25 protein-coding genes and 1 pseudogene are annotated in these 22,985 nt (G+C 60.9%); 17 read left to right on the top strand and 9 right to left on the bottom strand.

What is annotated here, in order from left to right:
* The first annotated feature begins 35 nt into the window (after nucleotides 1-35).
* The 4 genes from ASC85_RS08110 to ASC85_RS08125 all read left to right on the top strand — a co-directional run bounded on the left by ASC85_RS08110 (nucleotide 36) and on the right by ASC85_RS08125 (nucleotide 3,943).
* The gene (locus tag ASC85_RS08110; protein WP_003198561.1) at nucleotides 36-500 is read left to right on the top strand and encodes a ferritin-like domain-containing protein; all 465 of its coding nucleotides are present in this window, start codon (nucleotides 36-38) and stop codon (nucleotides 498-500) included.
* Between the two features lie 376 nt (nucleotides 501-876).
* Nucleotides 877-2,877, top strand: a complete 2,001-nt coding sequence (locus tag ASC85_RS08115; RefSeq protein WP_057448921.1) for an FUSC family protein — start codon at nucleotides 877-879, stop codon at nucleotides 2,875-2,877.
* A complete protein-coding gene (locus tag ASC85_RS08120; protein ID WP_003198565.1) occupies nucleotides 2,864-3,070 on the top strand; it encodes a DUF1656 domain-containing protein in 207 nt (68 codons plus the stop codon). Before ASC85_RS08115 ends, ASC85_RS08120 begins: the two co-directional genes overlap by 14 nt.
* A gap of 9 nt (nucleotides 3,071-3,079) precedes the next feature.
* Entirely contained in the window at nucleotides 3,080-3,943 is an 864-nt protein-coding gene (locus ASC85_RS08125; RefSeq protein WP_057448922.1) for an efflux RND transporter periplasmic adaptor subunit, read from the top strand.
* 131 nt (nucleotides 3,944-4,074) lie between these two features.
* Here ASC85_RS08125 and ASC85_RS08130 read toward each other — a convergent pair whose 3' ends face one another.
* Entirely contained in the window at nucleotides 4,075-4,545 is a 471-nt protein-coding gene (locus ASC85_RS08130; RefSeq protein WP_003198569.1) for a MaoC family dehydratase, read from the bottom strand.
* A 44-nt stretch (nucleotides 4,546-4,589) separates the two neighbouring features.
* On the bottom strand, nucleotides 4,590-5,534 hold the full coding sequence (locus ASC85_RS08135) for an alpha/beta hydrolase (RefSeq protein WP_057448923.1): 945 nt from the start codon (nucleotides 5,532-5,534) through the stop codon (nucleotides 4,590-4,592).
* Between the two features lie 224 nt (nucleotides 5,535-5,758).
* On the opposite strand from ASC85_RS08135, the gene fadD2 reads away from it, so the two are divergent.
* Both fadD2 and fadD1 read left to right on the top strand, forming a co-directional pair.
* Nucleotides 5,759-7,447: a long-chain-fatty-acid--CoA ligase FadD2 gene (fadD2, locus tag ASC85_RS08140; protein WP_057448924.1), complete on the top strand. Its 1,689-nt coding sequence runs from the start codon at nucleotides 5,759-5,761 to the stop codon at nucleotides 7,445-7,447.
* A 374-nt stretch (nucleotides 7,448-7,821) separates the two neighbouring features.
* Complete coding sequence (gene fadD1, locus ASC85_RS08145; RefSeq protein ID WP_057448925.1) at nucleotides 7,822-9,513, top strand: long-chain-fatty-acid--CoA ligase FadD1; 1,692 nt, start codon at nucleotides 7,822-7,824, stop codon at nucleotides 9,511-9,513.
* 159 nt (nucleotides 9,514-9,672) lie between these two features.
* Here the strand turns inward: fadD1 and ASC85_RS08150 are convergent, their stop codons facing one another.
* Nucleotides 9,673-10,050 (bottom strand): hypothetical protein, encoded by a 378-nt coding sequence (locus tag ASC85_RS08150; protein WP_057448926.1) that lies wholly within the window; start codon nucleotides 10,048-10,050, stop codon nucleotides 9,673-9,675.
* A gap of 246 nt (nucleotides 10,051-10,296) precedes the next feature.
* Between ASC85_RS08150 and ASC85_RS08155 the strand changes: the two genes are divergently transcribed.
* A complete protein-coding gene (locus ASC85_RS08155) occupies nucleotides 10,297-11,247 on the top strand; it encodes a YihY/virulence factor BrkB family protein (protein ID WP_057448927.1) in 951 nt (316 codons plus the stop codon).
* Nucleotides 11,244-11,783: a peptide deformylase gene (def, locus tag ASC85_RS08160; RefSeq protein WP_003198581.1), complete on the top strand. Its 540-nt coding sequence runs from the start codon at nucleotides 11,244-11,246 to the stop codon at nucleotides 11,781-11,783. The genes ASC85_RS08155 and def overlap by 4 nt, the downstream gene beginning before the upstream one ends.
* Nucleotides 11,784-11,911: 128 nt before the next feature.
* Here def and ASC85_RS08165 read toward each other — a convergent pair whose 3' ends face one another.
* Nucleotides 11,912-12,334, bottom strand: coding sequence for a GNAT family N-acetyltransferase (locus ASC85_RS08165; protein ID WP_057448928.1), 423 nt, complete (start codon nucleotides 12,332-12,334; stop codon nucleotides 11,912-11,914).
* 292 nt (nucleotides 12,335-12,626) lie between these two features.
* Entirely contained in the window at nucleotides 12,627-13,181 is a 555-nt protein-coding gene (locus ASC85_RS08170; protein WP_057448929.1) for a hypothetical protein, read from the bottom strand.
* Nucleotides 13,182-13,229: 48 nt separating this feature from the next.
* Here ASC85_RS08170 and ASC85_RS33445 point away from each other — a divergent pair, with 48 nt between their 5' ends.
* Nucleotides 13,230-13,361, top strand: coding sequence for a hypothetical protein (locus tag ASC85_RS33445; protein ID WP_269085247.1), 132 nt, complete (start codon nucleotides 13,230-13,232; stop codon nucleotides 13,359-13,361).
* Here ASC85_RS33445 and ASC85_RS08175 read toward each other — a convergent pair.
* Entirely contained in the window at nucleotides 13,339-14,370 is a 1,032-nt protein-coding gene (locus ASC85_RS08175) for a LacI family DNA-binding transcriptional regulator (protein WP_057448930.1), read from the bottom strand. The two genes, ASC85_RS33445 and ASC85_RS08175, sit on opposite strands and share 23 nt — an antisense overlap.
* Nucleotides 14,371-14,585: 215 nt before the next feature.
* On the opposite strand from ASC85_RS08175, the gene ASC85_RS08180 reads away from it, so the two are divergent.
* The gene (locus ASC85_RS08180; RefSeq protein WP_003198590.1) at nucleotides 14,586-15,119 is read left to right on the top strand and encodes a gluconokinase; all 534 of its coding nucleotides are present in this window, start codon (nucleotides 14,586-14,588) and stop codon (nucleotides 15,117-15,119) included.
* Between the two features lie 92 nt (nucleotides 15,120-15,211).
* Nucleotides 15,212-16,564 (top strand): GntP family permease, encoded by a 1,353-nt coding sequence (locus ASC85_RS08185; RefSeq protein ID WP_057448931.1) that lies wholly within the window; start codon nucleotides 15,212-15,214, stop codon nucleotides 16,562-16,564.
* Nucleotides 16,565-16,719: 155 nt separating this feature from the next.
* Here ASC85_RS08185 and alaC read toward each other — a convergent pair whose 3' ends face one another.
* The gene (gene alaC, locus ASC85_RS08190; protein ID WP_003198594.1) at nucleotides 16,720-17,937 is read right to left on the bottom strand and encodes an alanine transaminase; all 1,218 of its coding nucleotides are present in this window, start codon (nucleotides 17,935-17,937) and stop codon (nucleotides 16,720-16,722) included.
* A gap of 207 nt (nucleotides 17,938-18,144) precedes the next feature.
* On the opposite strand from alaC, the gene ASC85_RS08195 reads away from it, so the two are divergent.
* Together ASC85_RS08195 and ASC85_RS08200 are read left to right on the top strand one after the other, a co-directional pair.
* On the top strand, nucleotides 18,145-18,807 hold the full coding sequence (locus ASC85_RS08195) for a LysE family translocator (RefSeq protein WP_057448932.1): 663 nt from the start codon (nucleotides 18,145-18,147) through the stop codon (nucleotides 18,805-18,807).
* Nucleotides 18,808-18,886: 79 nt separating this feature from the next.
* The gene (locus ASC85_RS08200; protein WP_057448933.1) at nucleotides 18,887-19,375 is read left to right on the top strand and encodes a GyrI-like domain-containing protein; all 489 of its coding nucleotides are present in this window, start codon (nucleotides 18,887-18,889) and stop codon (nucleotides 19,373-19,375) included.
* 11 nt (nucleotides 19,376-19,386) lie between these two features.
* Here the strand turns inward: ASC85_RS08200 and ASC85_RS08205 are convergent, their stop codons facing one another.
* Nucleotides 19,387-19,992 carry a pyridoxamine 5'-phosphate oxidase family protein gene (locus ASC85_RS08205; protein ID WP_057448947.1) on the bottom strand — a complete coding sequence of 202 codons (606 nt, stop codon included), beginning with the start codon at nucleotides 19,990-19,992 and terminating at the stop codon, nucleotides 19,387-19,389.
* A gap of 35 nt (nucleotides 19,993-20,027) precedes the next feature.
* Complete coding sequence (locus tag ASC85_RS08210; RefSeq protein ID WP_057448948.1) at nucleotides 20,028-20,513, bottom strand: GNAT family N-acetyltransferase; 486 nt, start codon at nucleotides 20,511-20,513, stop codon at nucleotides 20,028-20,030.
* A gap of 141 nt (nucleotides 20,514-20,654) precedes the next feature.
* On the opposite strand from ASC85_RS08210, the gene ASC85_RS08215 reads away from it, so the two are divergent.
* The 4 genes and pseudogenes from ASC85_RS08215 to ASC85_RS08230 all read left to right on the top strand — a co-directional run bounded on the left by ASC85_RS08215 (nucleotide 20,655) and on the right by ASC85_RS08230 (nucleotide 22,898).
* The gene (locus ASC85_RS08215) at nucleotides 20,655-21,089 is read left to right on the top strand and encodes a YybH family protein (RefSeq protein WP_057448934.1); all 435 of its coding nucleotides are present in this window, start codon (nucleotides 20,655-20,657) and stop codon (nucleotides 21,087-21,089) included.
* A gap of 67 nt (nucleotides 21,090-21,156) precedes the next feature.
* Entirely contained in the window at nucleotides 21,157-21,501 is a 345-nt protein-coding gene (locus ASC85_RS08220) for a YciI family protein (RefSeq protein ID WP_003198606.1), read from the top strand.
* Between the two features lie 27 nt (nucleotides 21,502-21,528).
* Nucleotides 21,529-21,654: pseudogene (locus tag ASC85_RS08225) on the top strand (polyketide cyclase); the annotation flags it as partial.
* Nucleotides 21,655-21,662: 8 nt separating this feature from the next.
* Nucleotides 21,663-22,898: an RNA polymerase sigma factor gene (locus ASC85_RS08230; RefSeq protein WP_057448936.1), complete on the top strand. Its 1,236-nt coding sequence runs from the start codon at nucleotides 21,663-21,665 to the stop codon at nucleotides 22,896-22,898.
* Nucleotides 22,899-22,985 lie beyond the last annotated feature (87 nt).

Below are 22,985 nucleotides of genomic sequence, written 5' to 3' on the forward strand. Positions count from 1 at the left end.
CAGGTTTTTTATTCACCAAGCAAAGGAACTGAAAAATGACTGACATCAACAAAGAATCCATCTCCGTCTTGAACGACCTGATCGAGACCAGCAAAGATGGCCAGGAAGGCTTCAAGACCTGCGCTGAAGACATCAAGCACCCACAACTCAAGGCGCTGTTCGTTCAACGTGCTGCCGACTGCGCGACTGCTGCGGCCGAACTGCAAGCGGCGGTTCGCTCCCTGGGCGGCGATCCGGAAACCTCCACCAGCGTCGCCGGTGACCTGCACCGTCGTTGGGTGGACGTGAAATCCATGTTCACCGGCAAGGATGAAGAAGCGGTGCTCAACGAAGCCGAGCGTGGCGAAGACCATGCGCTCAAGGCCTACAAGGAAGCGCTCGAGAAAATCACCAAGCACAACCTGGTCGGCATTCGTGACCTGGTTGAGCGTCAGTACCACGGTGTGCAACGCAACCATGACCAGGTCAAGGCCCTGCGTAACCAGGCGCGCGCCAGCTAACAACGCGTCCTGATCAAAAAAAACGCCAGCTTGCCTGGCGTTTTTTTGTGGCCAGAGATTGCTCCCGCCAGACCAGCAGGAAATGTGTGGGAGCGGTGTAGGAGCGGTGTAGGAGCTGTGTAGGAGCTGTCGAGTGCAACGAGGCTGCGATCTTTCCCCAGGCAATTGCATCTCAAGCGAAAGATCAAAAGATCAAAAGATCGCAGGCTTCGCCAGCTCCTACAGGTCTTGGCGGGAGCAATCTCTGCCCACAAAAGCGTTCGAATGATTGGGCGACAAACAACTCTGGACTCGAATAGATAGCTAGCTAATAATTGCACCGCCGATCCCTCGCATTGCATCTATTGTTACTGGCGTCCCCCAAAGAGTTTTTCGCGTGCCCATAACCTTCCAGGCCTTGTTTGCCCCTGACCGCCTCGCTTTGCAGTTCGCCATCAAGACGGTGCTTGGTGCCGGGCTGGCGTTGTGGCTGGCGTTGCGCTGGGGGCTGGAGCAGCCGTCATGGGCGCTGATGACTGCGATCATCGTCGCCCAGCCACTGTCCGGGATGGTGGTGCAGAAGGGGTTGGCGCGATTGGTCGGCACGCTGGTGGGCACCGTCATGTCGGTGGTGTTCATGGGCCTGTTTGCCCAGGCGCCCTGGTTGTTCCTGCTGGCCTTGGCGCTCTGGCTGGGGTTGTGCACAGCCTGTTCGACGCTGTTGCGCAGTGCCTGGTCGTATTCATTCGTGCTGGCCGGTTACACGGTGGCGATCATTGCCTTGCCGGCCATTTCCCATCCGCTGGGTGTGTTCGACCAGGCGGTGGCGCGCTGCACCGAGATCAGCCTGGGCATTGTCTGCGCCACGGCGGCCAGTGCCTTGCTCTGGCCGTTGCGGGTCGAGCGGCAACTGGCCGGTCAGGCCCTTGCTGCCTGGCAGAGTGGCATGCAGGCCGCCCGGGCGACCCTGGCTGGCGATGTCCAGGCGCGAAAAGGGCTCCTGGAAATTCTGGGCAGGATCGTCGCGGTGGATGCCCAGCGCGAACATGCCTGGTTCGAAGGCAGCCGTGGCCGACAGCGAGCCCGGGCCATCAGCGGCTTGAGCCAGAAATTGCTGATGTTGCTGCGCCTTTCGCGCTCGGTGCGCCGGCAGTGGAAACAGCTCGATCCCGAGGAGGCCGAGGCTCTTCAGCCGTGGATGAACGAGGTACAGCAGGCCCTCGATGCCGACAGTGCGACCCTGCAGGCCTTGCGCCCCCGGGTATGGGATGCGTCTCACGACCCGCAGATCAGCTCGGCGCAGAGTTACTGCCTGGCGCGGTTCGCCTTGTTGCTCGATACCGCCCTGGCCGCCTGCGCGGCCTTGACGGCGGTACAGGAGGGCAGGGAGGCGGCGGATCCACCGCGAACCTTGGCGCCTCATCGTGATCTGTCCCTGGCCATGGTCTTTGGTGCGCGCAGCGCCCTGGCGTTCCTGGCGGTGGCCTGTTTCTGGCTGGCGACTGCCTGGCCCGCCGCATCGGGTGCGATGCTACTGACGTGCGTGGTGTGCAGCTTGTTTGCCAGTCGCGAAAACGGCGCGCAGATCGGTATGAGTTTTCTGCGGGGCATTCTGTTGGCCGTGCCGACGGCGTTCGTGATTGGCGAGCTTTTGCTACCGCAATGGAGCAGCTTTGCGATGCTGTGCATGGCCATGGGCGTGCCGTTGTTTTTCGGCGCGCTGGGTATGGCCAAGCCGCAGATCTTCGCCACGGCGACCTCGTTCTGCCTGCATTTCGTGGTGTTGATTTCACCGCTCAATGCCATGAAGTACGACGTCGCAGCGTTCTTCAACAGCGCCCAGGCCATGATGATTGGCGTGGGCGCGGCGGTGCTGGCCTTCAATCTGCTGATTTTGCGCAACCCGGCCTGGCACAGCCGTCGCCTGCTGGCCGCGACCCTCCACGATCTGGTGCGCCTGACCCATCGCAGCCTGCGTGGTGCCGAGAGCTGGTTCGGCGGACGCATGGCCGATCGGCTGTTGCAGCTTGCGCGGCATCACCCCGAATTGCCGGTGCAGGCGCGCAGCCGTTGGGATGATGGTTTGCTTGGCCTGGACATTGGCGATGAACTGTTGCATTTGCGCCTGAGCCTGGCCGTCGCCCAAGTGCCCGATACCCGGGCGCAGCGCCGTTATTTCGAAGCGCTGGAGCAGGTGCTCGAACACGGCCCGACCGGTGACCAGGCCGATGCACTGGCCCCGGCAAGCGCCGAGTTCCTGACGGAGTTGTCGAGCCAGCCGCCCGGTGACGCATTGAAGTTGGCCCAGGGCGCGGTGGTGCAATTGCAAAACAGCTGGCGCGCCTGGTGCCACCAGCACGAACCTGAACGACGGGAGCACAGCCATGGGCTTGCGTGAGTGGTCGATTGGCGGGGTGTTGCTCAGCCCGTTCCTGATTTATGTGGTGCTGGCGTTGCTGGTGACCGGTGCGTTGCGCCTGTTGCTCAGCCTGGTGCCGGCCGGGCGCTGGATCTGGCATGAAGCCTTGTTCGACTGCGCCCTGTATGTCTGTGTCCTGACCGTTATTACCGTGGTCCTCGGGCCGCTATAGGAGTTGAACATGCGTACATCCGTACGTGTCGCCGTCACGCTGTGCATGGTGGCCGTGGCGATCTTCGCCGGGTTTCACTTGTGGCAGTACTACATGCTCACACCCTGGACCCGCGATGCGCGGATCCGCGCCGACGTGGTGGTGATTGCCCCCGACGTGTCGGGTTGGGTGCGTGAGCTCAAGGCGGTGGATAACCAACAGGTCAAGGCCGGCGACGTGTTGCTGAGTATCGACCGCGAGCGTTTCGAGGCCGCGGTGGAGAAGGCTCGGGCGGTGGTGCAGACGCGCCAGCAGCAACTGAGCCTGCGTGAACACGAAGCCAGCCGCCGTGCGGCCCTTGGACCCCAGGCCATCAGCGCCGAACTGCGGGAAAACGCCCAGATCAACGCCGGCATCGCCCGCGGCGAACTGCGCGAAGCCCAGGCCGAGGCCAAGGTGGCCGAGCTCAACCTGGCGCGCAGCCAGGTCCTGGCCCCACGCAACGGCCACATCACCAACCTGCGCCTGGCCGAAGGCAACTACGTGAATGCCGGGCAGCCGGTGATGGCGCTGATCGACGACTCGACGTTCTATGTGCAGGCCTATTTCGAAGAAACCAAGTTGCCGAGGATCCGCGTGGGCGATCCGGTCAAGATCTGGCTGATGAGCGCCGGCCATGCGCTGGAGGGCCATGTCGAGAGCATCAGCCGTGGCATTACCGACCGCAACACCAATCCCGATGCGCAATTGCTGGCGGAGGTGGAGCCGACCTTCAACTGGGTGCGTCTGGCCCAGCGGATACCGGTGCGGATCAAGTTGGACAAGGTGCCGGAGGGGGTGAACCTGAGCGCGGGGATGACGGCGAGCGTGCAGGTGCGCGAAGGCCCGCCTTAAATGTGGGAGCAAGGCTTGCCCGCGATGAAGATAACTCAGTCTCTCAGGGAACCGAGGCGCCTGCATCGCGAGCAAGCTTTGCTCCCACATTTAAGGCTCGCCACAAGTCACTCACCGTAGGCGCCTGTGAATCAACCCACGGTGATCGCCGGCAACGTCGGCAAGGTCACGGTCTGCTGCTTGCGCGGTGCGAGGATTTCGGCTTCGCCGTCCACCACCAGCTCGTCGCGCTGGTTGAACACGCGCGTGGCGATGCGCACACGGAATTTCGGCAGTTTCTCCAGGATCTCCAGGCGCACGGTCAGGGTGTCGCCGATTTTCACCGGCTTCTGGAAGCTCATCTGCTGGCCGATGTAGATGGTGCCCGGCCCAGGCAACTCGCAGGCCACAGCGGCGCTGATCAGCGCACCGCTGAACATGCCGTGGGCGATGCGCTCCTTGAACATGCTCGCGGCGGCGAATTCGGCGTCCAGGTGCACCGGGTTGTGATCGCCCGACATCGCCGCGAACAGCTGGATGTCACGCTCTTCGACGGTCTTGCTGTAGCTGGCGGTCTGGCCTACTTCGAGGGCTTCGTAAGGGGTGTTGGTAACCTGGGTCATCTGTTTCAGATCCTGTGAAGGAGTAAAGGAAAAACGCTGCAAGCCTACTCGCTGCGTGGCGGCCGCTTGTGGCTCAGGGCCTGGGCAATCCAGGCCAGCACGTCGGCGGTCACTTCATCGCGGTTGGTTTCATTGAACAGTTCGTGCCGGGCCTGCGGGTAAATCGTCAATTGCAGGTGCCGGATGCCGGCGTCACGCAAGGCGTCGGCCAGATCCTTCAGACGCTTGCCTTCGCTCACCGGATCACATTCGCCACCGATCACCAGCAGGGGCAGGCCCGGATCGATCTGGGCGAGATTGGACGCTTTGCTGATTTGCTGCAACCCGCCGAGCAGGTCGACCCACAGTTGATTGGTGCAGCGAAAGCCACACAGCGGGTCGTGGACGTACTTGTCGACTTCGGCCGGGTCGCGGCTGAGCCAGTCGAAGGGGGTACGCGTGGGTTTGAATTTCTTGTTGAAACTGCCGAACGACAGCCACTCGATCAACGCGCTGCGCCCCGTGGCTCCCTGGCGCCAGCGTTCGAAGCGGGCGATCAGGCGAGCGCTGCGGTAGAGCGTCACCGGTTGAAAGTTCGATCCGCTGAGAATCGCCCCGTGCAGGCTGGCGCTGTGATGCAACAGGTAACCCTGGGCGATGTAGCTGCCCATGCTGTGGCCCAGCAACACGATGGGGGTTTCGGGGTGTTGTTGGCCGATGTGCTGGTTGAGACTGGCCAAGTCGCCCACGACTTTGGTCCAGCCGTCCTCGTCGGCAAAATGGCCGAGAATCGTTTCCTCGCCGGTCTTGCCATGGCCGCGCAGGTCCACAGCACAGACACCGTAGCCTTCGTCGCACAATGCCTGGGCCAGACGGGCGTAGCGGCCGCTGTGTTCGGCCATGCCGTGGGCCAGCATGATCATCGCCAACGGGGCGGTTTCGGGCAGCCACTGGTTGACGAACAGGCGGCTATGGTCGGTCGCGGTCAGCCAGAACGTTTGGTGGATCATGGCGATTCCTTTGCACAAAGTCAGACGCAGCGTCGCTGCATTGTATAGCGCATCCGCTGCGTCTCGCCTGATCAGGCCACGCCATGGCAGGAAGATTCACACAATCTATGACGCAGGTTGCCATATTTGCCTGATTGGCCATAGCTGCTAGTGTCCCAGGAGCTCCGCCTCTGCAAGCGATACAGATGCGGCCCGGACATGCTCAGGTAAAGAGGACAAAAACAATGCAGCCTGATTTCTGGAATGACAAGCGCCCGGCCGGCGTGCCCCTGGATGTTGACCTTGGGGCCTACAAGTCGGTGATCGAGGTGTTCGAACGTTCCTGTAAGAAATTTGCCGACCGTCCGGCGTTCAGCAACATGGGGGTGACGCTCACCTATGCCGAGCTCGAGCGCTACAGCGCGGCCTTCGCCGGCTACCTGCAAGCCCATACCGACCTGGCGCCGGGTGATCGAATCGCGGTGCAGATGCCTAACATCCTGCAGTACCCGATCGCCGTGTTCGGTGCCTTGCGCGCCGGGCTGGTCGTGGTCAACACCAACCCGTTGTACACCGCGCGGGAAATGCGTCATCAGTTCAAGGACTCCGGTGCCCGGGCGCTGGTGTACCTGAATATGTTCGGGCAGAAAGTCCAGGAGGTGTTGCCCGATACGGACCTGCAGTACCTGATCGAAGCGAAGATGGGTGACCTGATGCCCACCGCCAAGGGCTGGCTGGTCAACACGATGGTGAGCAAGGTCAAGAAAATGGTCCCGGCCTATTCGCTGCCCCAGGCCATTTCCTTCAAGAGTGCCTTGCGCCTGGGACGCGGCCAGGGCATCAAGCCGCTGAAAGTCAGCCTCGACGATATTGCGGTGTTGCAATACACCGGCGGCACCACCGGGTTGGCCAAGGGCGCGATGCTGACTCACGGCAACCTGGTGGCCAACATGCAACAGGCCCGGGCCTGCCTGGGGCAGCTAGGCGATGACGGCCATCCACTGTTGCGCGAAGGCCAGGAGGTCATGATCGCGCCGCTGCCGCTGTACCATATCTATGCGTTCACGGCGAACTGCATGTGCATGATGGTGACCGGCAATCACAACGTGCTGATCACCAATCCGCGGGACATCGGTGGTTTTATCAAGGAGTTGAAGAACTGGCGTTTCTCGCTGCTGCTGGGGCTCAACACGTTGTTCGTGGCATTGATGGACCATCCGGATTTCAAGACCCTGGATTTTTCCAACCTCAAGGTCACCAACTCGGGCGGCACGGCGCTGATCAAGGCCACCGCCGAACGTTGGGAGCAGATCACCGGTTGCGGCATCACCGAAGGTTATGGTTTGACCGAAACCTCGCCAGTGGCCAGTGCCAATCCTTATGGCGGCAAGTCCCGGCTGGGTACGGTGGGGATGCCGGTGCCGGGCACGCTGATGAAAGTGATCAACGACGATGGCGTCGAGCAGCCCCTGGGCGAGCGCGGCGAGCTGTGCATCAAGGGCCCGCAGATCATGAAAGGCTACTGGAACAAGCCTGAGGCCACGGCCGAAGTGCTGGACCACGAGGGCTGGTTCAAGTCCGGCGATATCGCGGTGATCGACCCGGACGGTTTCGTGCGCATCGTCGACCGCAAGAAGGACATGATCATCGTCTCGGGATTCAATGTGTACCCCAACGAGATCGAAGACGTGGTGATGGCCCATCCCAAGGTGGCCAACTGCGCGGTGATCGGCGTGCCGGACGAACGTTCGGGGGAGGCGGTGAAGCTGTTCGTGGTGGCGCGGGAAACCGGCGTCAGCCTTGAAGAACTCAAGGCCTACTGCAAGGAGAACTTCACCGGCTACAAGGTACCCAAGCACATTGTGCTGCGGGAGTCGTTGCCAATGACTCCGGTGGGCAAGATTCTGCGGCGGGAGCTGCGGGATATCGCCTGAGGCCCGCCGGGGTATCTGTCCTGACGAAAACCTGTGGGAGCACAGCTTGCTCGCGATAGCGGTGGAACAGCCTCATTTGTATTGGCTGACATACCCCTATCGCGAGCAAGCTGTGCTCCCACAGTTGTTTGATTCAGAGAGATTTAACAGGGTGTAGATTTTTTACTCTAAAAATGACCATAAAATATTCATGAGTCATGTTTGTGACTGTGGGGGCTGCTTTTGGCTCTAGTCGGCCCCTGGCAAAGCTGCTACTCTCGGCGCGCTTTTGTGACTTCTCGGCCTTGATTCAAGCCAGATTCACCAACAAACACACACCAATAATAATCGCATCAAATGCGGTGAGAATTCGCGTTGCTGAGGAGTGGGCTTCCATGATTGAAGACTTTTGGAAGGATAAGTACCCAGCTGGGATTGCTGCCGACATCAATCCAGACGAGTATCCGAATATTCAGGCGGTGTTGAAGCAGTCCTGCCAACGCTTTGCCAACAAGCCGGCATTCAGCAACCTCGGCAAGACGATCACCTACGGTGAACTCTACGAGTTGTCCGGTGCCTTTGCCGCGTACCTGCAACAGCATACCGATTTACAGCCCGGTGATCGAATCGCCGTGCAGCTGCCCAACGTTCTCCAGTACCCGGTGGCCGTGTTCGGGGCGATCCGCGCCGGGCTGATCGTGGTCAACACCAACCCGCTGTACACCGCGCGGGAAATGGAACATCAGTTCAACGACTCCGGCGCCAAGGCGCTGGTGTGCCTGGCGAACATGGCGCACCTGGCCGAGACCGTGGTACCCAAGACGAGCGTCAAGCACGTCATCGTCACCGAAGTCGCCGACTTGCTGCCGCCGCTCAAGCGCCTGTTGATCAACAGCGTGATCAAGTACGTCAAGAAGATGGTCCCGGCCTATCACTTGCCCAAGGCCGTCAAGTTCAACGACGTGCTGAGCAAAGGCCACGGCCAACCCGTGAGCGAAGCCAACCCCACCAGCGACGATGTGGCCGTGCTGCAATACACCGGTGGCACCACCGGCGTGGCCAAGGGCGCGATGCTCACTCATCGCAACCTGGTGGCGAACATGTTGCAGTGCAAGGCGCTGATGGGCTCCAACCTCAATGAAGGTTGCGAGATTCTGATCACGCCGCTGCCGCTGTACCACATCTATGCCTTCACCTTTCATTGCATGGCGATGATGCTGATCGGTAACCACAACATCCTGATCAGCAACCCGCGTGACCTGCCGGCGATGGTCAAGGAGCTGTCGAAGTGGAAGTTCAGTGGTTTCGTCGGCCTCAATACGCTGTTCGTGGCCCTGTGCAACAACGAAGCCTTCCGCAAGCTGGATTTCTCGGCCCTGAAAGTCACCCTGTCTGGCGGCATGGCCCTGCAACTGGCAGCAGCCGAGCGCTGGAAAGCGGTGACCGGCTGCCCGATCTGCGAAGGTTATGGCATGACCGAAACCAGCCCGGTGGCCACCGTCAACCCGATCCAGCACATCCAGATCGGGACTATCGGCATTCCGGTGCCGTCGACGCTGTGCAAGGTGATCAATGACGCGGGCGTCGAACAGCCATTGGGCGAAATCGGCGAGTTGTGCGTGAAAGGTCCGCAGGTCATGAAGGGCTACTGGCAGCGCCAGGACGCCACCGACGAGATACTCGACAGCGAAGGCTGGCTCAAGACCGGTGACATTGCGCTGATCCAGCCGGACGGCTACATGCGCATCGTCGATCGCAAGAAGGACATGATCCTGATCTCCGGTTTCAACGTGTACCCCAACGAACTGGAAGATGTGCTGGCAACCCTGCCGGGCGTGCTGCAGTGCGCGGCCATCGGCATACCGGACGAGAAGTCTGGCGAGGCGATCAAGATCTTCATCGTCGCCCGGCCAGGTGTCACGTTGACCAAGGAGCAGGTGATGGAACACATGCGTGCCAACGTCACCGGCTATAAGGTGCCCAAGGCCGTGGAGTTCCGTGATGCCTTGCCGACGACCAACGTGGGCAAGATCCTGCGGCGCGAGTTGCGGGATGAAGAGCTCAGGAAGCTGGGTTTGAAGAAGTAAGACTGTTGCCAATGAAGAGCACCGTTGATGCGGTAATGCTCTTCACTTAAAGAAACGGCGCTTTTCCGAGGAGGGAAAGCGCCGTTTTCTTTTGGGCTGGATTGGGTACATATCCGTTACCGCAGCAACGGATATACACACCAAAGCTAGGAAATCGCATTACAACCTGAACTGCGCAAAATCCAGATTGGTGCCACCCGGCCGCATGTCCTGAAGATAGGAATCCTTGTCAGCACTCAGTTCCAGACTCAAGGCTGCCTTGCGTTTACCTTGGTTGCGCACTTCCAGGCCTTCCATTTTCTCGCGCAGGAACACCGTCGGCACCTTCAGGTGCAGCAGCTCATCGGTGGCCGGCGTGTGCAGCAGCAGGTGAATCCATTCGTATTGACCGATGGCCAGGCGCGCCACCGGGATATCGAACCAGAAAATGTTTCGGTTGCGGTTCAATTCGCTGAAGTGGCAGTTGTTGACGCCCAGTATGGCGCCGCCCAGATCCTGGTTTCTGCGGGCGATGGCCTGCTTTTTATCGAGTTTCATAACGTTCCTACGGGGTTGGAGCTTCAGGCCGCAGCCTGAATACGTGGGGCATTCTCGGTGGTTGCCGGGCAAACATAAAGCCCCGGCTGTAGGAACAATGAAACTTGGCTTGGCAATCGTCGGTCAATTCAGCGTCGGGCATGAAAGACGAAATTGATCCAACGTCGCCAAACAGGCTACTTTGTTGTGACAACGGCCCCTGAGTCGCCAAGCGACCCCCTTTTTTTGCGGCGAAAGGAGACGCACATGATGTTCCCGGCCTTGAAAGGCTTACCCTTGCATCGTGTGATGATGCGCACCGTGACCGAGTTTCTCGACGACGAGATGTCGACCTACGCCTCGGCGTTAGCCTACCAAATGCTGTTTTCGCTGTTTCCTTTCATTCTTTTTTTGATCGCGTTGATCGGCTTCCTGCACCTGCCGGACTTCTTCTCCTGGCTGCGCCTGCAATCGGAGTTGGTGTTGCCGCCCCAGGCCCTGGAGCAGGTCAACCCAGTGATCGACCAGCTCCAGCAATCCAAGGGCGGGTTGTTGTCGGTGGGTATCGTCATTGCGTTGTGGACCGCCTCGGCGGGCGTGCGGCTGATGATGAGCGCGATGAACGCCGCCTACGATGTGGTGGAAGGCCGTCCGGCCTGGAAGCGCTTTCCGCTGTCGATTTTCTACACCGTCGGCATCGCCGGCATGCTGCTGGCCGCTGCGGCGCTGATGGTGCTCGGGCCACAGGTGATGGGTTGGATTGCGGCCCAGGTCGGCTTGGAGGAGTTCATTGTCACGCTCTGGACGATCGTGCGCTGGCCGGTGATCGTGATCTTGCTGATGGTGGCTGTGGCGCTGATCTATTACGTAATGCCCGACGTCAAGCAGGAGTTCCGCTTCATCACGCCGGGGTCGGTGCTGGCGGTGGTGGTGTGGATCATCGCTTCCCTGGGCTTCGCGTTTTACGTCAAGACCTTTGCCAACTACAACGCCATGTATGGCAGCATCGGTGCGATCATCGTGTTGTTGCTGTATTTCTATATTTCTTCGGCGGTGCTGTTGCTCGGTGCGGAGATGAATGCGGTGATCGAGCACATGTCCACCGAGGGCAAGAATCCGGGCGAAAAGAGCGCCGGCGAGCACGAAAAACAGCATGTGTCGGGCCTGGGCCGCGACCATTCCATCCCTCATCCCCACCCTGACGAAGCCCGACCATGATCCGTGACATCCTGAAAATGGGCGACGAACGCCTGCTGCGCATCGCCCCGCCGGTGCCCGCCGAAATGTTCGACAGCCCAGAATTGTGGCAACTGATCGACGACATGTTCCAGACCATGGAAAGCGTCGGCGGTGTCGGCCTGGCGGCGCCACAGATCGGTGTGGACCTGCAACTGGTGATCTTCGGCTTCGAGCACAGCGAGCGTTACCCCGACGCCGAGGCCGTGCCCCAGACCATCCTGATCAACCCGCTGATCACCCCACTGGGCCCGCAGATGGAAGAGGGTTTCGAAGGTTGCCTGTCAGTGCCGGGCCTGCGCGGGGCGGTCGAGCGCTACCAGGACATCCGTTACGAAGGTTTCGATCCCAAGGGCGAGCCGATCGTGCGTTACGCCTCGGGCTTTCATGCGCGGGTGGTGCAGCATGAATGCGATCACCTGATCGGGCGCTTGTACCCCTCGCGCATCAGTGATTTCAGCAAGTTCGGGTTTACCGAGGTGATGTTCCCGGACCTGGACCCCACGGCCGACGATTAACTCATGATCGACATACACCCCTGTGGGAGCGAGCCTGCTCGCGATAGCGGTGTATCAGCCAACTCATCTGCTGGATGTAAAACCGCAATCGCGAGCAGGCTCGCTCCCACAATGGATTGTATTGAGTTTCAGAAGCGTATTTTTGGCGCAAGCCCCATCGCAATCATCGGCTTGCTGCGCGCATACCGGCTCAGACGCTCAGCCATCGCATAGGGCAGTTCGGGGTCGAAGCTGAAACCACGCCGCTCATAAAAACCACGCAAGTCCGGGTGGCAGAACAGCCACACCGGCTCGTTCACGCCGTTCACCGCCTCGGCGATCAACCGCCCTGCAACGCCCTGCACGCGGTACGCCGGGTCGACGAACAACCCTGTCAGCCAATGCCCACCCGACACCGGTCGCAGGCACAGGGCTGCGACGATCTCATCGCGCCGCGCCACCCAAAGCTGCGCGTCACGCACCGCTTTCATCGAGGATTGGTGGGCGCGATAGAACTTGTTCATCAGCGGCCAAAGCGATTCTTCGAGCGCTGCGTAATGGATTTCGGACATGGCAGGGTCGTGGGCGATAAGGGGAGGGCGATTATAAAAGAACGCAGGTGCAGCGATAGGTGTATACCTGACTTCACATCCCGTATGAGTGGAGTACGTATCATGGCCAAAGGCATGGATTCAAAAAAAGCGGCAAAGAAAAAACCGGCGAAAACTGCCGATGAAAAGCGCGCCGACAAAAAAACCAAGAAGGTGAACCTGTTCGGTCATTGAACCGATACTGCTTCGGTTGGCCTCAGGTTTGAGCTGGGGCGACAACCCCCAGCTCAAACGCTCCGCCCTGTGCCGAGGCTTAAAGCGAGGCGAGAAACATATCCGTGGCCGAGGCTTTGTCGTCGGTGCGGCTCTGCTGGGCCTTTTCCACTTGTGCGATCGCCGACTTGTCCTGCATGCGCTGGGCAATTTCCTGGCTGACCGCCATCTGCTTCTCGGGCGGCATCGCTTCGAACTCTTCCTCTGTAATGCCCATCTCTTCGAGAATGCTGTCGCGCAGGCGCTCTTCGGGCGTCTTGCTCATGTAGTCCTTGAATTCTGCCGTTGCAGAACCACCCAGTGTCGTGGTTTCTTCGGCCGCTGTTGAAGCCACGGTCTGCAATTGCACGCGGGTCTTGGCGAACGCCTCGTCGACATTGTCGCTGATGGCGGTGCTCGCATTGACCTGTTGCGTGGCTCGTTGGGTGAAGGACTCCTGAACCTGGGCAGCGCCCTGGCTGGCCTGGGCCTGGACGTTATCGCGCAAGGCCTGCAACGCGGCACTTTGCAGGCCGCTGGCGGCTTCGGCGGTGGGATCTTCGCCCGGGCGTTTGAGCGGCAAGACCATCGCTTGCTGTTTTGCACTGACCAACATGATGAACACCTGTGGGTAATGACTGAGCGATGGGCAGGAGCAATTCCCATGCCGTCGCCGCAAGGCGCCTATTCCAAGGCTTGTGGGCAGGCACGTGGCGAGCGGGGCGGCCAATCCTTGCCGTTCGTCGGCATGGATCGACCGCGTCGTGCCGGGCTCAGGTGCTTTCGCGGACCTTGAGCTCAAAGCCCATGTCCACCACCGGCTGCGCGATGCGGTTGCCGGCCATTAACGTCAGCATTTGCTCGGCTGCACGGCGGCCGATGGCTTCCCGTGGGGTGCTGATGCTGCTCAGGCGCGGTACCGTGTGGGCCGAGGCGGGCAGGTCGTTGAAGCCCAGGATCGAGACCTGCTCGGGGATCTTGATGCCGCAGCGCAGCGCCTCGAACAAGGCGCCATGGGCCAGGTCGTCGTTGCCGAAGAAGATCGCATCGACGTCCGGGTGGCTGTCCAGCAACTGCAGGAACAACTCGCCGCCCAAGCCTACCGATGATGGGCGTGGGGTCAGCAGTTCCAGGTCCGGGTCATACAGACCGGCTTTCTGCAGGGCGCGGCGAAAACCTTCGCCACGCAGCAGGGTGCGTTGGTCCAGTTGCGCGCCGATGTAGGCCAGGCGCTTGCGGCCTTTGGAAATCAGGTGCTCGGCCGCCGTTTCGCCGGCCTTGAGCTGGGAGAAGCCGACGCAATTGAGCCCCGCGCCGGGGTCCAGTTCCATCATGTACACGCAGGGAATATTGCTGGCCTCGATCATGCGTCGGGCGCTTTCGGTGCGGTCGAAACCGGTCAACAGCAAACCACGCGGCTGATAGGCCATGTAGTTGCGCAGCAGGTCTTCTTCTTCGTCCCGGGAATAGTGGTAGTTGCCGATCACCACTTCGAAACCCTTGGGTCGCAGCACCCGATGAATGGCTTCCAGGGTGTCGATGAACAACAGGTTGGACAACGACGGCACCAGCACCACCACCGAATGGCTCTGGGCCGAAGCCAGGGCGCGGGCGGCGGGGTTGACGACGTAGTTGAGCTCCACGGCGGCCTGGCGGACTTTTTCCACCAGGTCGACGGCTACGGTGCTGACGCCGCGCAGGGCACGGGAGGCGGTGATGGGACTGACACCGGCCAGGCGTGCGACTTCGTTGAGCGTAGGGCGACCGGTGGTGCGAGTATTCTTATCGTTTTTAGGGGCGGTCATCAGGGCGGCTTGCCAAACAAAAATCAAGGCACTAAGGTAGCGCTGTCTCGACGCGGCTGCAATTGCGTAAGTGGGGTTTGCCTGATCCCCGTGTGCTGGCGTCGTGAACGAACATGCTGCAACCACAAAAATGACAAGAAGGCGTCGGCAACTTCTGCTTTTGCTGCGGTGTCATAACTGGCAAAGGTAGCGCTGTCTGCGCGCTGAGGTGTTACATGAATAATCCCATCACCGCCCTGGTCATCATGGGCGTTGCCGGTTGCGGCAAAACTTGCGTCAGCCAGGCGCTATGCGAGCTGAGCGGCGCCACTGCCATCGAAGGCGACACTTTCCACCCTGCGGCCAACATCCAGAAGATGAGCGCCGGTATTCCCTTGAACGACGACGACCGTGCCGGCTGGCTCGACAGCCTGTGCGATGAGTTGCGCCGTGTCGACGCCACGGGCGAGCGCCCGGTGCTGACCTGCTCGGCCCTCAAGCACAGTTATCGCGAGCGTCTGCGCAGTGCCTTGCCAGGCCTGGGCTTCGTATTCCTTGAATTGACCCCCGAAGTGGCCGCTGACCGCGTATCCCATCGTCCCGGCCATTTCATGCCGTCGACTCTGATCGACAGCCAGTTTGCCACCCTTCAATCCCCTGTCGGCGAGCCCCTGACCCTGGCTCTGGACGCGTCCAGCCACAGCGTTGAAGAGTTGGCGCATCAGGCTTACGTCTGGTGGTTGGATCACGGTTTGAAGCTTGCCGGCTGAGTTTCAAAAAATTTGCGTCAGAAAGATAGCGCTACCCCGACGGCTAACCAATAACTGCTTCAATAACAACAACAAATCAGGAGACACCTCCCATGTTCGGCATGTCCCACGAGACGTTCCTGCTGCTTGATGCAGTGGTCACGGTGATCGGACTCATCATCCTCATCACCAAGTTCAAATTCCACCCGTTCATTGCCCTGACCATCGCCGCCGCGTTCCTCGGCCTGACGTCGGGCATGCCGACCGGCACCATCATCAAGGCGTTCCAGGACGGCTTCGGTGGCGTGCTGGGCTTTGTCGGCATCATCCTGGCGCTGGGCACGATGCTCGGCAAAATGATGGCCGAATCGGGCGGGGCCGATCAGATCGCCCAGACCCTGATCCGCGCCTTCGGCAAGGACAAGGTGCAGTGGGCCATGATGTTCGCCGCCTTCCTGGTGGGCATCCCGCTGTTCTTCGAAATCGGCTTCGTGCTGCTGATCCCGCTGGTGTTCATCGTTGCGCGCCGCACTGGCGTGTCGATCATCAAGATCGGTATCCCGCTGCTGGCCGGTCTTTCCGCCGTCCACGGCCTGGTGCCGCCGCACCCGGGGCCGCTGCTGGCGATTGGCGTGTTTGGCGCCGACATCGGCAAGACCATCCTTTATGGCCTGATCGTAGCGCTGCCGACCGCCATTATTGCCGGGCCGATTTTCGGTACGTTCATTGCCAAGCACATCCCCGGCCATCCGAACCAGGAGCTGGTGGATCAACTGGCCCGTGAGACGGACTCCGCCGAACTGCCAAGCTTCAGCATCACCCTGATCACCGTGCTGTCGCCGGTATTCCTGATGCTGCTCAAGACCTTCGCTGACGTAGCGCTGCCCGATGGCAATATCTTCCGCGCCTGGATGGACATGATCGGCCACCCAATCTCGGCGTTGCTGCTGGCGTTGCTGCTGTCGCTTTACACCTTCGGCTACAAGCAGGGCATCGGTGCCAACCAGATGCTCAAATGGCTGGACGCCAGCCTTGCGCCGACCGCCGCGATTATCCTGATCATTGGTGCCGGTGGTGGTTTCAAGCAGATGCTGGTGACCAGCGGCGTGGGCGATGTGATCGGTCACATGGCGGTAAGTGCGCAGATCTCGCCAATTCTGTTGGCGTGGCTGGTGGCTGCGGTGATCCGCATTGCCACAGGCTCGGCGACAGTGGCGACTATTACTGGTGCTGGGATCGTAGTGCCGGTGGTGGGGATGATGCCGGGTGTGAACCGTGAGCTGCTGGTGCTGGCGACCGGTGCCGGTTCGTTGATCCTGTCTCACGTCAACGACGCAGGCTTCTGGCTGGTCAAGCAGTACTTCAACATGACCGTGGCCGAAACATTCAAGACCTGGACCGCGATGGAAACCATCCTGTCCGTGGTGGGGTTGATCTTTATCCTGCTGCTGTCGCTGGTGGTCTGAACCAGAGCAATACCCAACTGTAGGAGCTGTCGAGCGAAGCGAGGCTGCGATCTTTTCCTCTGACATTTGAGTCCTGAGTGAAAGATCAAAAGATCGCAGGCTTCGCCAGCTCCTACAGAGTCGGGTGGGAGCAAACTCCCACCGTTGGCTCTGAGTCAGGCGCCAGGTTTGTTTATCAACCCATCCGCCCGGAACATCCCGCGTATCCCACGTACGGCCTGGCGAATCCGGTCCTGGTTTTCGATCAGCGCGAAGCGCACGTGATCATCCCCATATTCCCCGAACCCCACCCCCGGCGAGACGCAGACCTTGGCTTCGGCCAACAGCTTCTTGGCAAATTCCAGTGAGCCCAGGTGGGCATAGGCCTCGGGAATCTTGGCCCAGACGTACATCGACGCCTTGGGGTTTTCCACCATCCAGCCCAGTTCATGCAGGCCCTTGACCAGTACGTTGCGGCGCTGGCGGTACTGCTCGGCGATGTCGCGCACGCATTGCTGGTCGCCTTCGAGGGCGGCGATGGCGGCCACTTGCAGCGGGGTGAAAGTGCCGTAGTCGTGGTAGCTCTTGATCCGCGCCAGGGCGTTGACCAGTTCCGGGTTGCCCACCATGAAACCGATGCGCCAGCCGGCCATGTTGTAGCTCTTGGACAGGGTGAAGAACTCCACCGCGATGTCTTTCGCGCCGGGTACCTGCATGATCGATGGGGCTTTCCAGCCGTCGTAGACGATGTCGGCGTAGGCCAGGTCGTGGATCACCAGCACGTCGTACTGCTTGGCCAGGGCGATGACCCGTTCGAAGAAGTCCAGCTCCACGCACTGGGCGGTGGGGTTGGAGGGAAAGCCGAGGATCATCATCTTCGGCTTGGGAATCGAGCCGCGGATGGCCCGCTCCAGCTCAGCGAAGAAATCCACGCCCGGCACCAGCGGCACCGAACGCACCTGGGCGCCGGCGATCACCGCGCCATAGATGTGGATCGGATAGCTGGGGTTGGGCACCAGCACCGTGTCGCCCTGGTCCAGGGTTGCCAGCATCAGGTGGGCCAGGCCTTCCTTGGAACCGATGGTGACGATGGCTTCGGTTTCCGGGTCGATGTCCACCTCATAGCGATCCTTGTACCAGCGCGAAATGGCGCGGCGCAGGCGCGGGATGCCTTTGGAGGTGGAATAACCGTGGGTGTCTTCCCGCTGGGCGACGGTGACCAGCTTTTCCACGATGTGTGGGGGCGTGGCGCCGTCGGGGTTACCCATGCTCAAGTCGATGATATCTTCGCCGCGCCGACGCGCAGCCATCTTCAGCTCGGCAGTGATATTGAATACGTACGGGGGGAGTCGATCGATGCGCGCAAAGCGGCGCGGCGAACCTTGTTCGGCCATTGTTGCCTCGAGATACGTGAGCGCCCGGAACCGTCCGAGCGACGTTGGCCACTGCGGTGGCCTGCGGCGCAAGATAATCGGGCGGATGTCGGATTGTCCAGTAGCCGTGCGCAACTATTTTCGACGACACTGTCGACCTCGCCACGCAGCCATCAACGCCGGCTGCGGGCAGTTGAATTCGCCGTAGCCCAATCGAACGGAATGAATATGGAATTTTCCAGCGGTTTCCTGCTGAGTCTCTCCCTGTGCCTGGACATAGGCGTGGCCAATATCGCGATGATCACCCTGGCGATGCAGCGCGGTTACTTCCAGGGGTTCGCCCTGGGCCTGGGCACCTGCGTCGGTGACCTGGTCTACGCCGTCCTGGCCCTGGCGGGCATGACCGTGCTGCTGCAATACGAAGCGGTGCGTTGGGTGCTCTGGCTCGGTGGCTCGGTGCTGTTGCTGTATTTCGCGGCGAAGATGATCCATTCGGCGATCTATCACAGTGCCGTGCTGGCCGAGGCCGGGGAGGTGCAGGGCAACTCCTCGCGCCAGGAGTTCTTTCGCGGGATTTTCCTGGCCATGTCGTCGCCCAGTGCCATCCTCTGGTTCGCTGCGGTGGGCGGCACACTGATCGCGCGTTCGGGTGGTGGCACCTTGCTCAGCTCGGCGCTGTTCCTCAGTGGTTTTCTCTGCGCCGGGTTGTTGTGGTGCGCGGCCCTGTGCCTGGCGGCGACCCAGGGCGGCAAATTGTTGGGGGATAAACTGCTGCGTTACTCCTATTGGGCATCCGCTGCGATCTTCTGCTATTTCGCGGTGTACGTGATTGTTTCTGGCTACAACGAGTTTGTCGGAAAGGCCGTCACCAGCGCCTTGCCTGGAATCTGACAAGCGAAACGGCCCTGGCAATCACGGTTTGGCTTCTATACTGCCAAGCCCGACTTCACGTTTGCTGGAGTGTTGCCGCATGGAAAAGCACAAACGCGATTACACAGCCGAACCACGATTTGAACAGGGACGTTTTCAACTTATCGCCGGCTTTGGTGCTCGGTTTACCCAGGACACTGCCCAGGACATCCCTTTGCTCTGGGAAAAGTTCCTGCCCTGGCTCGGCAAGGTGCCAGGGCAGAAAGATGAAGTGACCTACGGCGTGTGTTGCAACCCGGACGGGAAGGGTGGGTTCGAATACATTGCCGGCGTGGAAATCAGCCGGCTCGACGATCTGCCGGAGCAATACCGCTGGATCGAAATCCAGCCTGGGTATTACGCCGTCTTCGAGCATAAGGGGCCGTTGAAACAACTGCCGGACACGTTCCAATACATCTGGAAGGAGTGGCTGCCGCGTTCCGGTCACACAGCGGCGCAATTGCCGGAGTTCGAGCGCTACAGCGAGGACTTCAACCCCAGGACCGGCGAAGGCACCCTGGAGATCTGGGTCCCGCTCAAACCGATCTGATCGTCGCTGCTTCAGTACAGGCTGGCCTGCACCCGCGCAGGTGCTTCACGGTCATAAGTCTCGGCATCGAACTGCCCACCATTCAAGCGCTTGTGGATCGCCCCGGTGCTGGGCAGGGCCGAGCGCTCGAGATGGCGAGCCGGATTCCACAGGTCTGAGCGCACGATGGCTTTGGCGCAATGGAAAAACGCCGCTTCGACCGTCACCAGCAGCACCGTGCGAGCCGGCTTGCCGTTGACTGCAAAGCGTTCCAGCAGCGCGGGTTCGGCGCTGATCCGAGCCGTACCGTTGACCCGCAAGGTCTCGCCAATCCCGGGAATGAGGAACAGCAGCGATACCCGCGGATCGTGCAGGACGTTGCGCAGGGTGTCGATGCGGTTGTTGCCGGGACGATCCGGCAAGGCCAGGGTGCGCTCGTCGAGGACCTGCACGAAACCCGGCACATCGCCCCGTGGCGAGCTATCGAGGCCGTCGGGCCCTGCCGAACCGATGACCACCAGGGGCGAGGCCCGGACCATCGCCTGGTAATCCTCGTTCAGGAAGGGGATCTGTTTGCGCACGGCCCGTTCGTGGGGCAGGCCATAAAGAGCTTCCAGCTGTTCAATCGACGTCAACATCATCCATTCATCCTGAGTCTATGGGTCAAGGTCCATCAAAACGCCAACCCCATTCGCCGCTCGTAACCGATGCGGCCCTTGTAGGCCTCGCCACTGTCGACCCAGCCCAGCCGGGTGTACAGGCCGATGGCCGAGTCGTTATCGGCGTCAACCGAGAGCTCCAGCCCGCGGATTTCCGGCCAGGCGGCTCGCGCCACGGCGGGCAGCGCCTGCAGGCAGGCCTTGCCGTAACCTTTGCCCTGGGCCCGGTGGTCGACTTGCAGGGCATGCAGGGTGGCGCTGTGTTCATTGGCCCAGGCGGGCAGTACCGGCGGGCGCTTGAGTAGCAGGAAGGCCACCGGTACCCCTTCAGCCAATAGCGCAAACCCTTTGACCCCGGGGCCGGGCTTGGATAGCAGCATGTGCAGGGCACCGTGGATATCGCCGGCGAACTTGATCTGTTCGGGGTGGATTTCGATGGCGGTGACCTGTTCGCGTTGCAGCGGGGTCAGGTCTTCGTAGGGTACGAGCTGAGCGGTCACAAAAACGTCCATTGTCTGCCAGCAGAATAGGGCTGGGATTCTAGCGTTTTTTTTTCTTTGAATTATTTTTGTTGGGTTGTCGATTCGCTGTTTCTCCAAACGACAAAGGGTGTCTTCAACAAAAACCTGCGGAGAATCACCATGAATACCCAAGCCACTGAAACCGAAATCCAGGCCCTGATCGACACCTATCGCCAAGCGGTCATGGCCAAGGACGTTGAAAAGGTCATGGCACTCTATGACGAAGAGATCGTCTCGTTCGATGCCATCCAGGCCTTGCAATTCAAGGGCAAGACCGCTTACCGGGCCCATTGGCAAGCCTGCATGGAGATGTGCCCCGGCCCGCACAAGTTCGACTTCCATCAGGTCAAGATTACCCCGGCCGAGAACATCGCCTTCGCTCACTGGCTGGCCTATTGCGGTGGCACAAACGAAAAAGGCGAGGAACAGGCCTGCTGGATGCGCGTGACGGCCTGCTACCAGCGTGTAGCCGGACAATGGAGAATCGTCCATGAGCATTGGTCCGCTCCGTTCGATCCGATGGCTGGAACGGCGCTGTTCGACCTGCAGCCCTGATCGTCGGTTTTTTTGCTGAGCGTCATTCTGCCGTCCATAGTTGATCAGTCCGATCACGGAGCCTTCCATGAAGTACCTATGCCTGGTGTATAGCAACGAACACACACTGCACAACTCGCCCGACAGCCCGGAGGACGCCGAGTGCATGGCCTATGCCGAATCGATCCAGGGCAGTGGGCGGATGCTGGCCGCCGAGGCCCTGGAGTCGGTGCAGACCGCCACCACGGTGCGCATGCGCGGCGGCAAGCTGTCGATCACCGACGGCCCGTTCGCCGAAACCAAGGAGCAACTGGCGGGCTTCTACCTGATCGATGCCAAGGACCTCAACGAAGCCATCCAGGTCGCCGGCAATATCCCTGCGGCCCGGGTCGGCTGCGTCGAAGTGCGACCGGTACGCCAACTGAATCCCTGAACAACAAATACAAACAGGACTTCATTCATGAACCTTGCAGCTGCCCCTTATGCGTTATCCATCAGCCGAATGATCGACGTCCCGCGTCAGAAGGTTTTCCGCGCCCGGAGCGAGCCGGCCTTGCTGATCCAAGGGTGGGGCCCCCAAGGCATGCCCGACTGATGTCGGTCGAAGCGATCAAGGCGCGGGTCGAGCAGGTTTATCGGCAAGACTCGCGGAGGATCCTGGCGACGTTGATTCGCCTGCTGGGGGATTTCGATCTCGCCGAAGAAGCCTTGCACGAGGCCTTCTTCATTGCGGTCGAGCGCTGGCAGCGCGATGGGGTGCCGGACAACCCGCGGGCCTGGCTGGTATCTGCAGGGCGTTTCAAAGCCATCGACAGTTTGCGCCGGCGCGCGCGTTTCGCCGCGTCCCGGCCGATGTTGATCGCCCAGCTCGAAGAGCTGGAGCAGGGCCAGTGGAGTGACGAAGACGTGGAAGACGATCGCCTGCGGCTGATTTTCACCTGTTGCCACCCGGCCCTGGCGGCAGACGCGCAGGTGCCCCTGACGCTGCGGGAAGTCTGTGACCTGACCACCGAGCAAATCGCCCGGGCTTTCCTCGCCGCACCGGCGGCTATTGCCCAGCGTATCGTGCGGGCCAAGGCGAAGATCCGCGATGCCAGGATCCCCTACCAGGTGCCGTCCCGCGCGGAACTGCCGGAACGGCTGGACAGCGTGCTGCGGGTGATCTATCTGGTGTTCAACGAAGGTTATTCGGCCTCGATGGGCGCCGAGCTGACCCGCGACGACCTGACGCGCGAAGCCATCCGCCTCGGGCGCCTGCTGATGGAGTTGCTGCCCGAGGCTGAGGTCATGGGATTGCTGGCGTTGATGCTGCTGCACGAATCCCGGCGCCCGGCGCGAACGTCATCGACCGGTGAGCTGATCCTGCTGGATGAACAGGCGCGATCCTTATGGGATGCCGAGATGATCGCCGAGGGCTGTGCGTTGGTGGAAGCCGCGCTGAAGACCCGCCGGTTCGGGCCGTACTGCCTGCAGGCGGCGATTGCGGCGGTGCATGCCGAAGCGCCGACGGCGCAGGAGACCGACTGGCCGCAGATCGTCGGGCTTTATGATGTGCTGTTGCGGGCCGTGCCGTCACCGGTGATAGAACTCAACCGCGCCGCTGCCCTGGCCAAGCGCGATGGGCCGGAAGCCGGCTTGCGCCTGGTCGAGGCGATCCTGGGGCGTGGGGAATTACTCGACTATCACCTGGCCTACTCGGCGCAGGCGGAATTCTGTCGTCAACTGGGACGCTTGGACGAGGCGAGAGCGGCGTATCGACGCGCGCTTGAGTTGACGCAGCAATTGCCGGAACGGCGGTTTATCGAAGGGCGGCTTGCGGGGTTGCAGTGATGACCCACCAAGGGCCAGCAAGCACCGAAATCTGTGGCGAGGGGATTTATCCCCGTTGGATTGCGAAGCAATCCTAAAATTCTGTGC

Source organism: Pseudomonas sp. Root401 (assembly GCF_001425105.1).
GTDB classification, from domain to species: Bacteria; Pseudomonadota; Gammaproteobacteria; order Pseudomonadales; family Pseudomonadaceae; genus Aquipseudomonas; species Aquipseudomonas brassicacearum.

Excerpts from the sequence above, each read along its gene's own strand:
- ASC85_RS08175 (WP_057448930.1), bottom strand. The coding sequence starts at position 14,370 with ATGACCGCCCCTAAAAACGATAAGAATACTCGCACCACCGGTCGCCCT.
- ASC85_RS33445 (WP_269085247.1), top strand. The coding sequence starts at position 13,230 with ATGCCGTCGCCGCAAGGCGCCTATTCCAAGGCTTGTGGGCAGGCACGT.
- fadD2 (WP_057448924.1), top strand. The coding sequence starts at position 5,759 with ATGCAGCCTGATTTCTGGAATGACAAGCGCCCGGCCGGCGTGCCCCTG.
- alaC (WP_003198594.1), bottom strand. The coding sequence starts at position 17,937 with ATGGCCGAACAAGGTTCGCCGCGCCGCTTTGCGCGCATCGATCGACTC.
- ASC85_RS08150 (WP_057448926.1), bottom strand. The coding sequence starts at position 10,050 with ATGAAACTCGATAAAAAGCAGGCCATCGCCCGCAGAAACCAGGATCTG.
- fadD1 (WP_057448925.1), top strand. The coding sequence starts at position 7,822 with ATGATTGAAGACTTTTGGAAGGATAAGTACCCAGCTGGGATTGCTGCC.
- ASC85_RS08205 (WP_057448947.1), bottom strand. The coding sequence starts at position 19,992 with ATGTTGACGTCGATTGAACAGCTGGAAGCTCTTTATGGCCTGCCCCAC.
- ASC85_RS08195 (WP_057448932.1), top strand. The coding sequence starts at position 18,145 with ATGGAATTTTCCAGCGGTTTCCTGCTGAGTCTCTCCCTGTGCCTGGAC.
- ASC85_RS08230 (WP_057448936.1), top strand. The coding sequence starts at position 21,663 with ATGTCGGTCGAAGCGATCAAGGCGCGGGTCGAGCAGGTTTATCGGCAA.
- ASC85_RS08185 (WP_057448931.1), top strand. The coding sequence starts at position 15,212 with ATGTTCGGCATGTCCCACGAGACGTTCCTGCTGCTTGATGCAGTGGTC.
- ASC85_RS08125 (WP_057448922.1), top strand. The coding sequence starts at position 3,080 with ATGCGTACATCCGTACGTGTCGCCGTCACGCTGTGCATGGTGGCCGTG.
- ASC85_RS08120 (WP_003198565.1), top strand. The coding sequence starts at position 2,864 with ATGGGCTTGCGTGAGTGGTCGATTGGCGGGGTGTTGCTCAGCCCGTTC.
- ASC85_RS08130 (WP_003198569.1), bottom strand. The coding sequence starts at position 4,545 with ATGACCCAGGTTACCAACACCCCTTACGAAGCCCTCGAAGTAGGCCAG.
- ASC85_RS08200 (WP_057448933.1), top strand. The coding sequence starts at position 18,887 with ATGGAAAAGCACAAACGCGATTACACAGCCGAACCACGATTTGAACAG.
- ASC85_RS08170 (WP_057448929.1), bottom strand. The coding sequence starts at position 13,181 with ATGTTGGTCAGTGCAAAACAGCAAGCGATGGTCTTGCCGCTCAAACGC.
- ASC85_RS08165 (WP_057448928.1), bottom strand. The coding sequence starts at position 12,334 with ATGTCCGAAATCCATTACGCAGCGCTCGAAGAATCGCTTTGGCCGCTG.
- ASC85_RS08180 (WP_003198590.1), top strand. The coding sequence starts at position 14,586 with ATGAATAATCCCATCACCGCCCTGGTCATCATGGGCGTTGCCGGTTGC.
- ASC85_RS08155 (WP_057448927.1), top strand. The coding sequence starts at position 10,297 with ATGATGTTCCCGGCCTTGAAAGGCTTACCCTTGCATCGTGTGATGATG.
- ASC85_RS08135 (WP_057448923.1), bottom strand. The coding sequence starts at position 5,534 with ATGATCCACCAAACGTTCTGGCTGACCGCGACCGACCATAGCCGCCTG.
- ASC85_RS08215 (WP_057448934.1), top strand. The coding sequence starts at position 20,655 with ATGAATACCCAAGCCACTGAAACCGAAATCCAGGCCCTGATCGACACC.
- ASC85_RS08110 (WP_003198561.1), top strand. The coding sequence starts at position 36 with ATGACTGACATCAACAAAGAATCCATCTCCGTCTTGAACGACCTGATC.
- ASC85_RS08220 (WP_003198606.1), top strand. The coding sequence starts at position 21,157 with ATGAAGTACCTATGCCTGGTGTATAGCAACGAACACACACTGCACAAC.
- def (WP_003198581.1), top strand. The coding sequence starts at position 11,244 with ATGATCCGTGACATCCTGAAAATGGGCGACGAACGCCTGCTGCGCATC.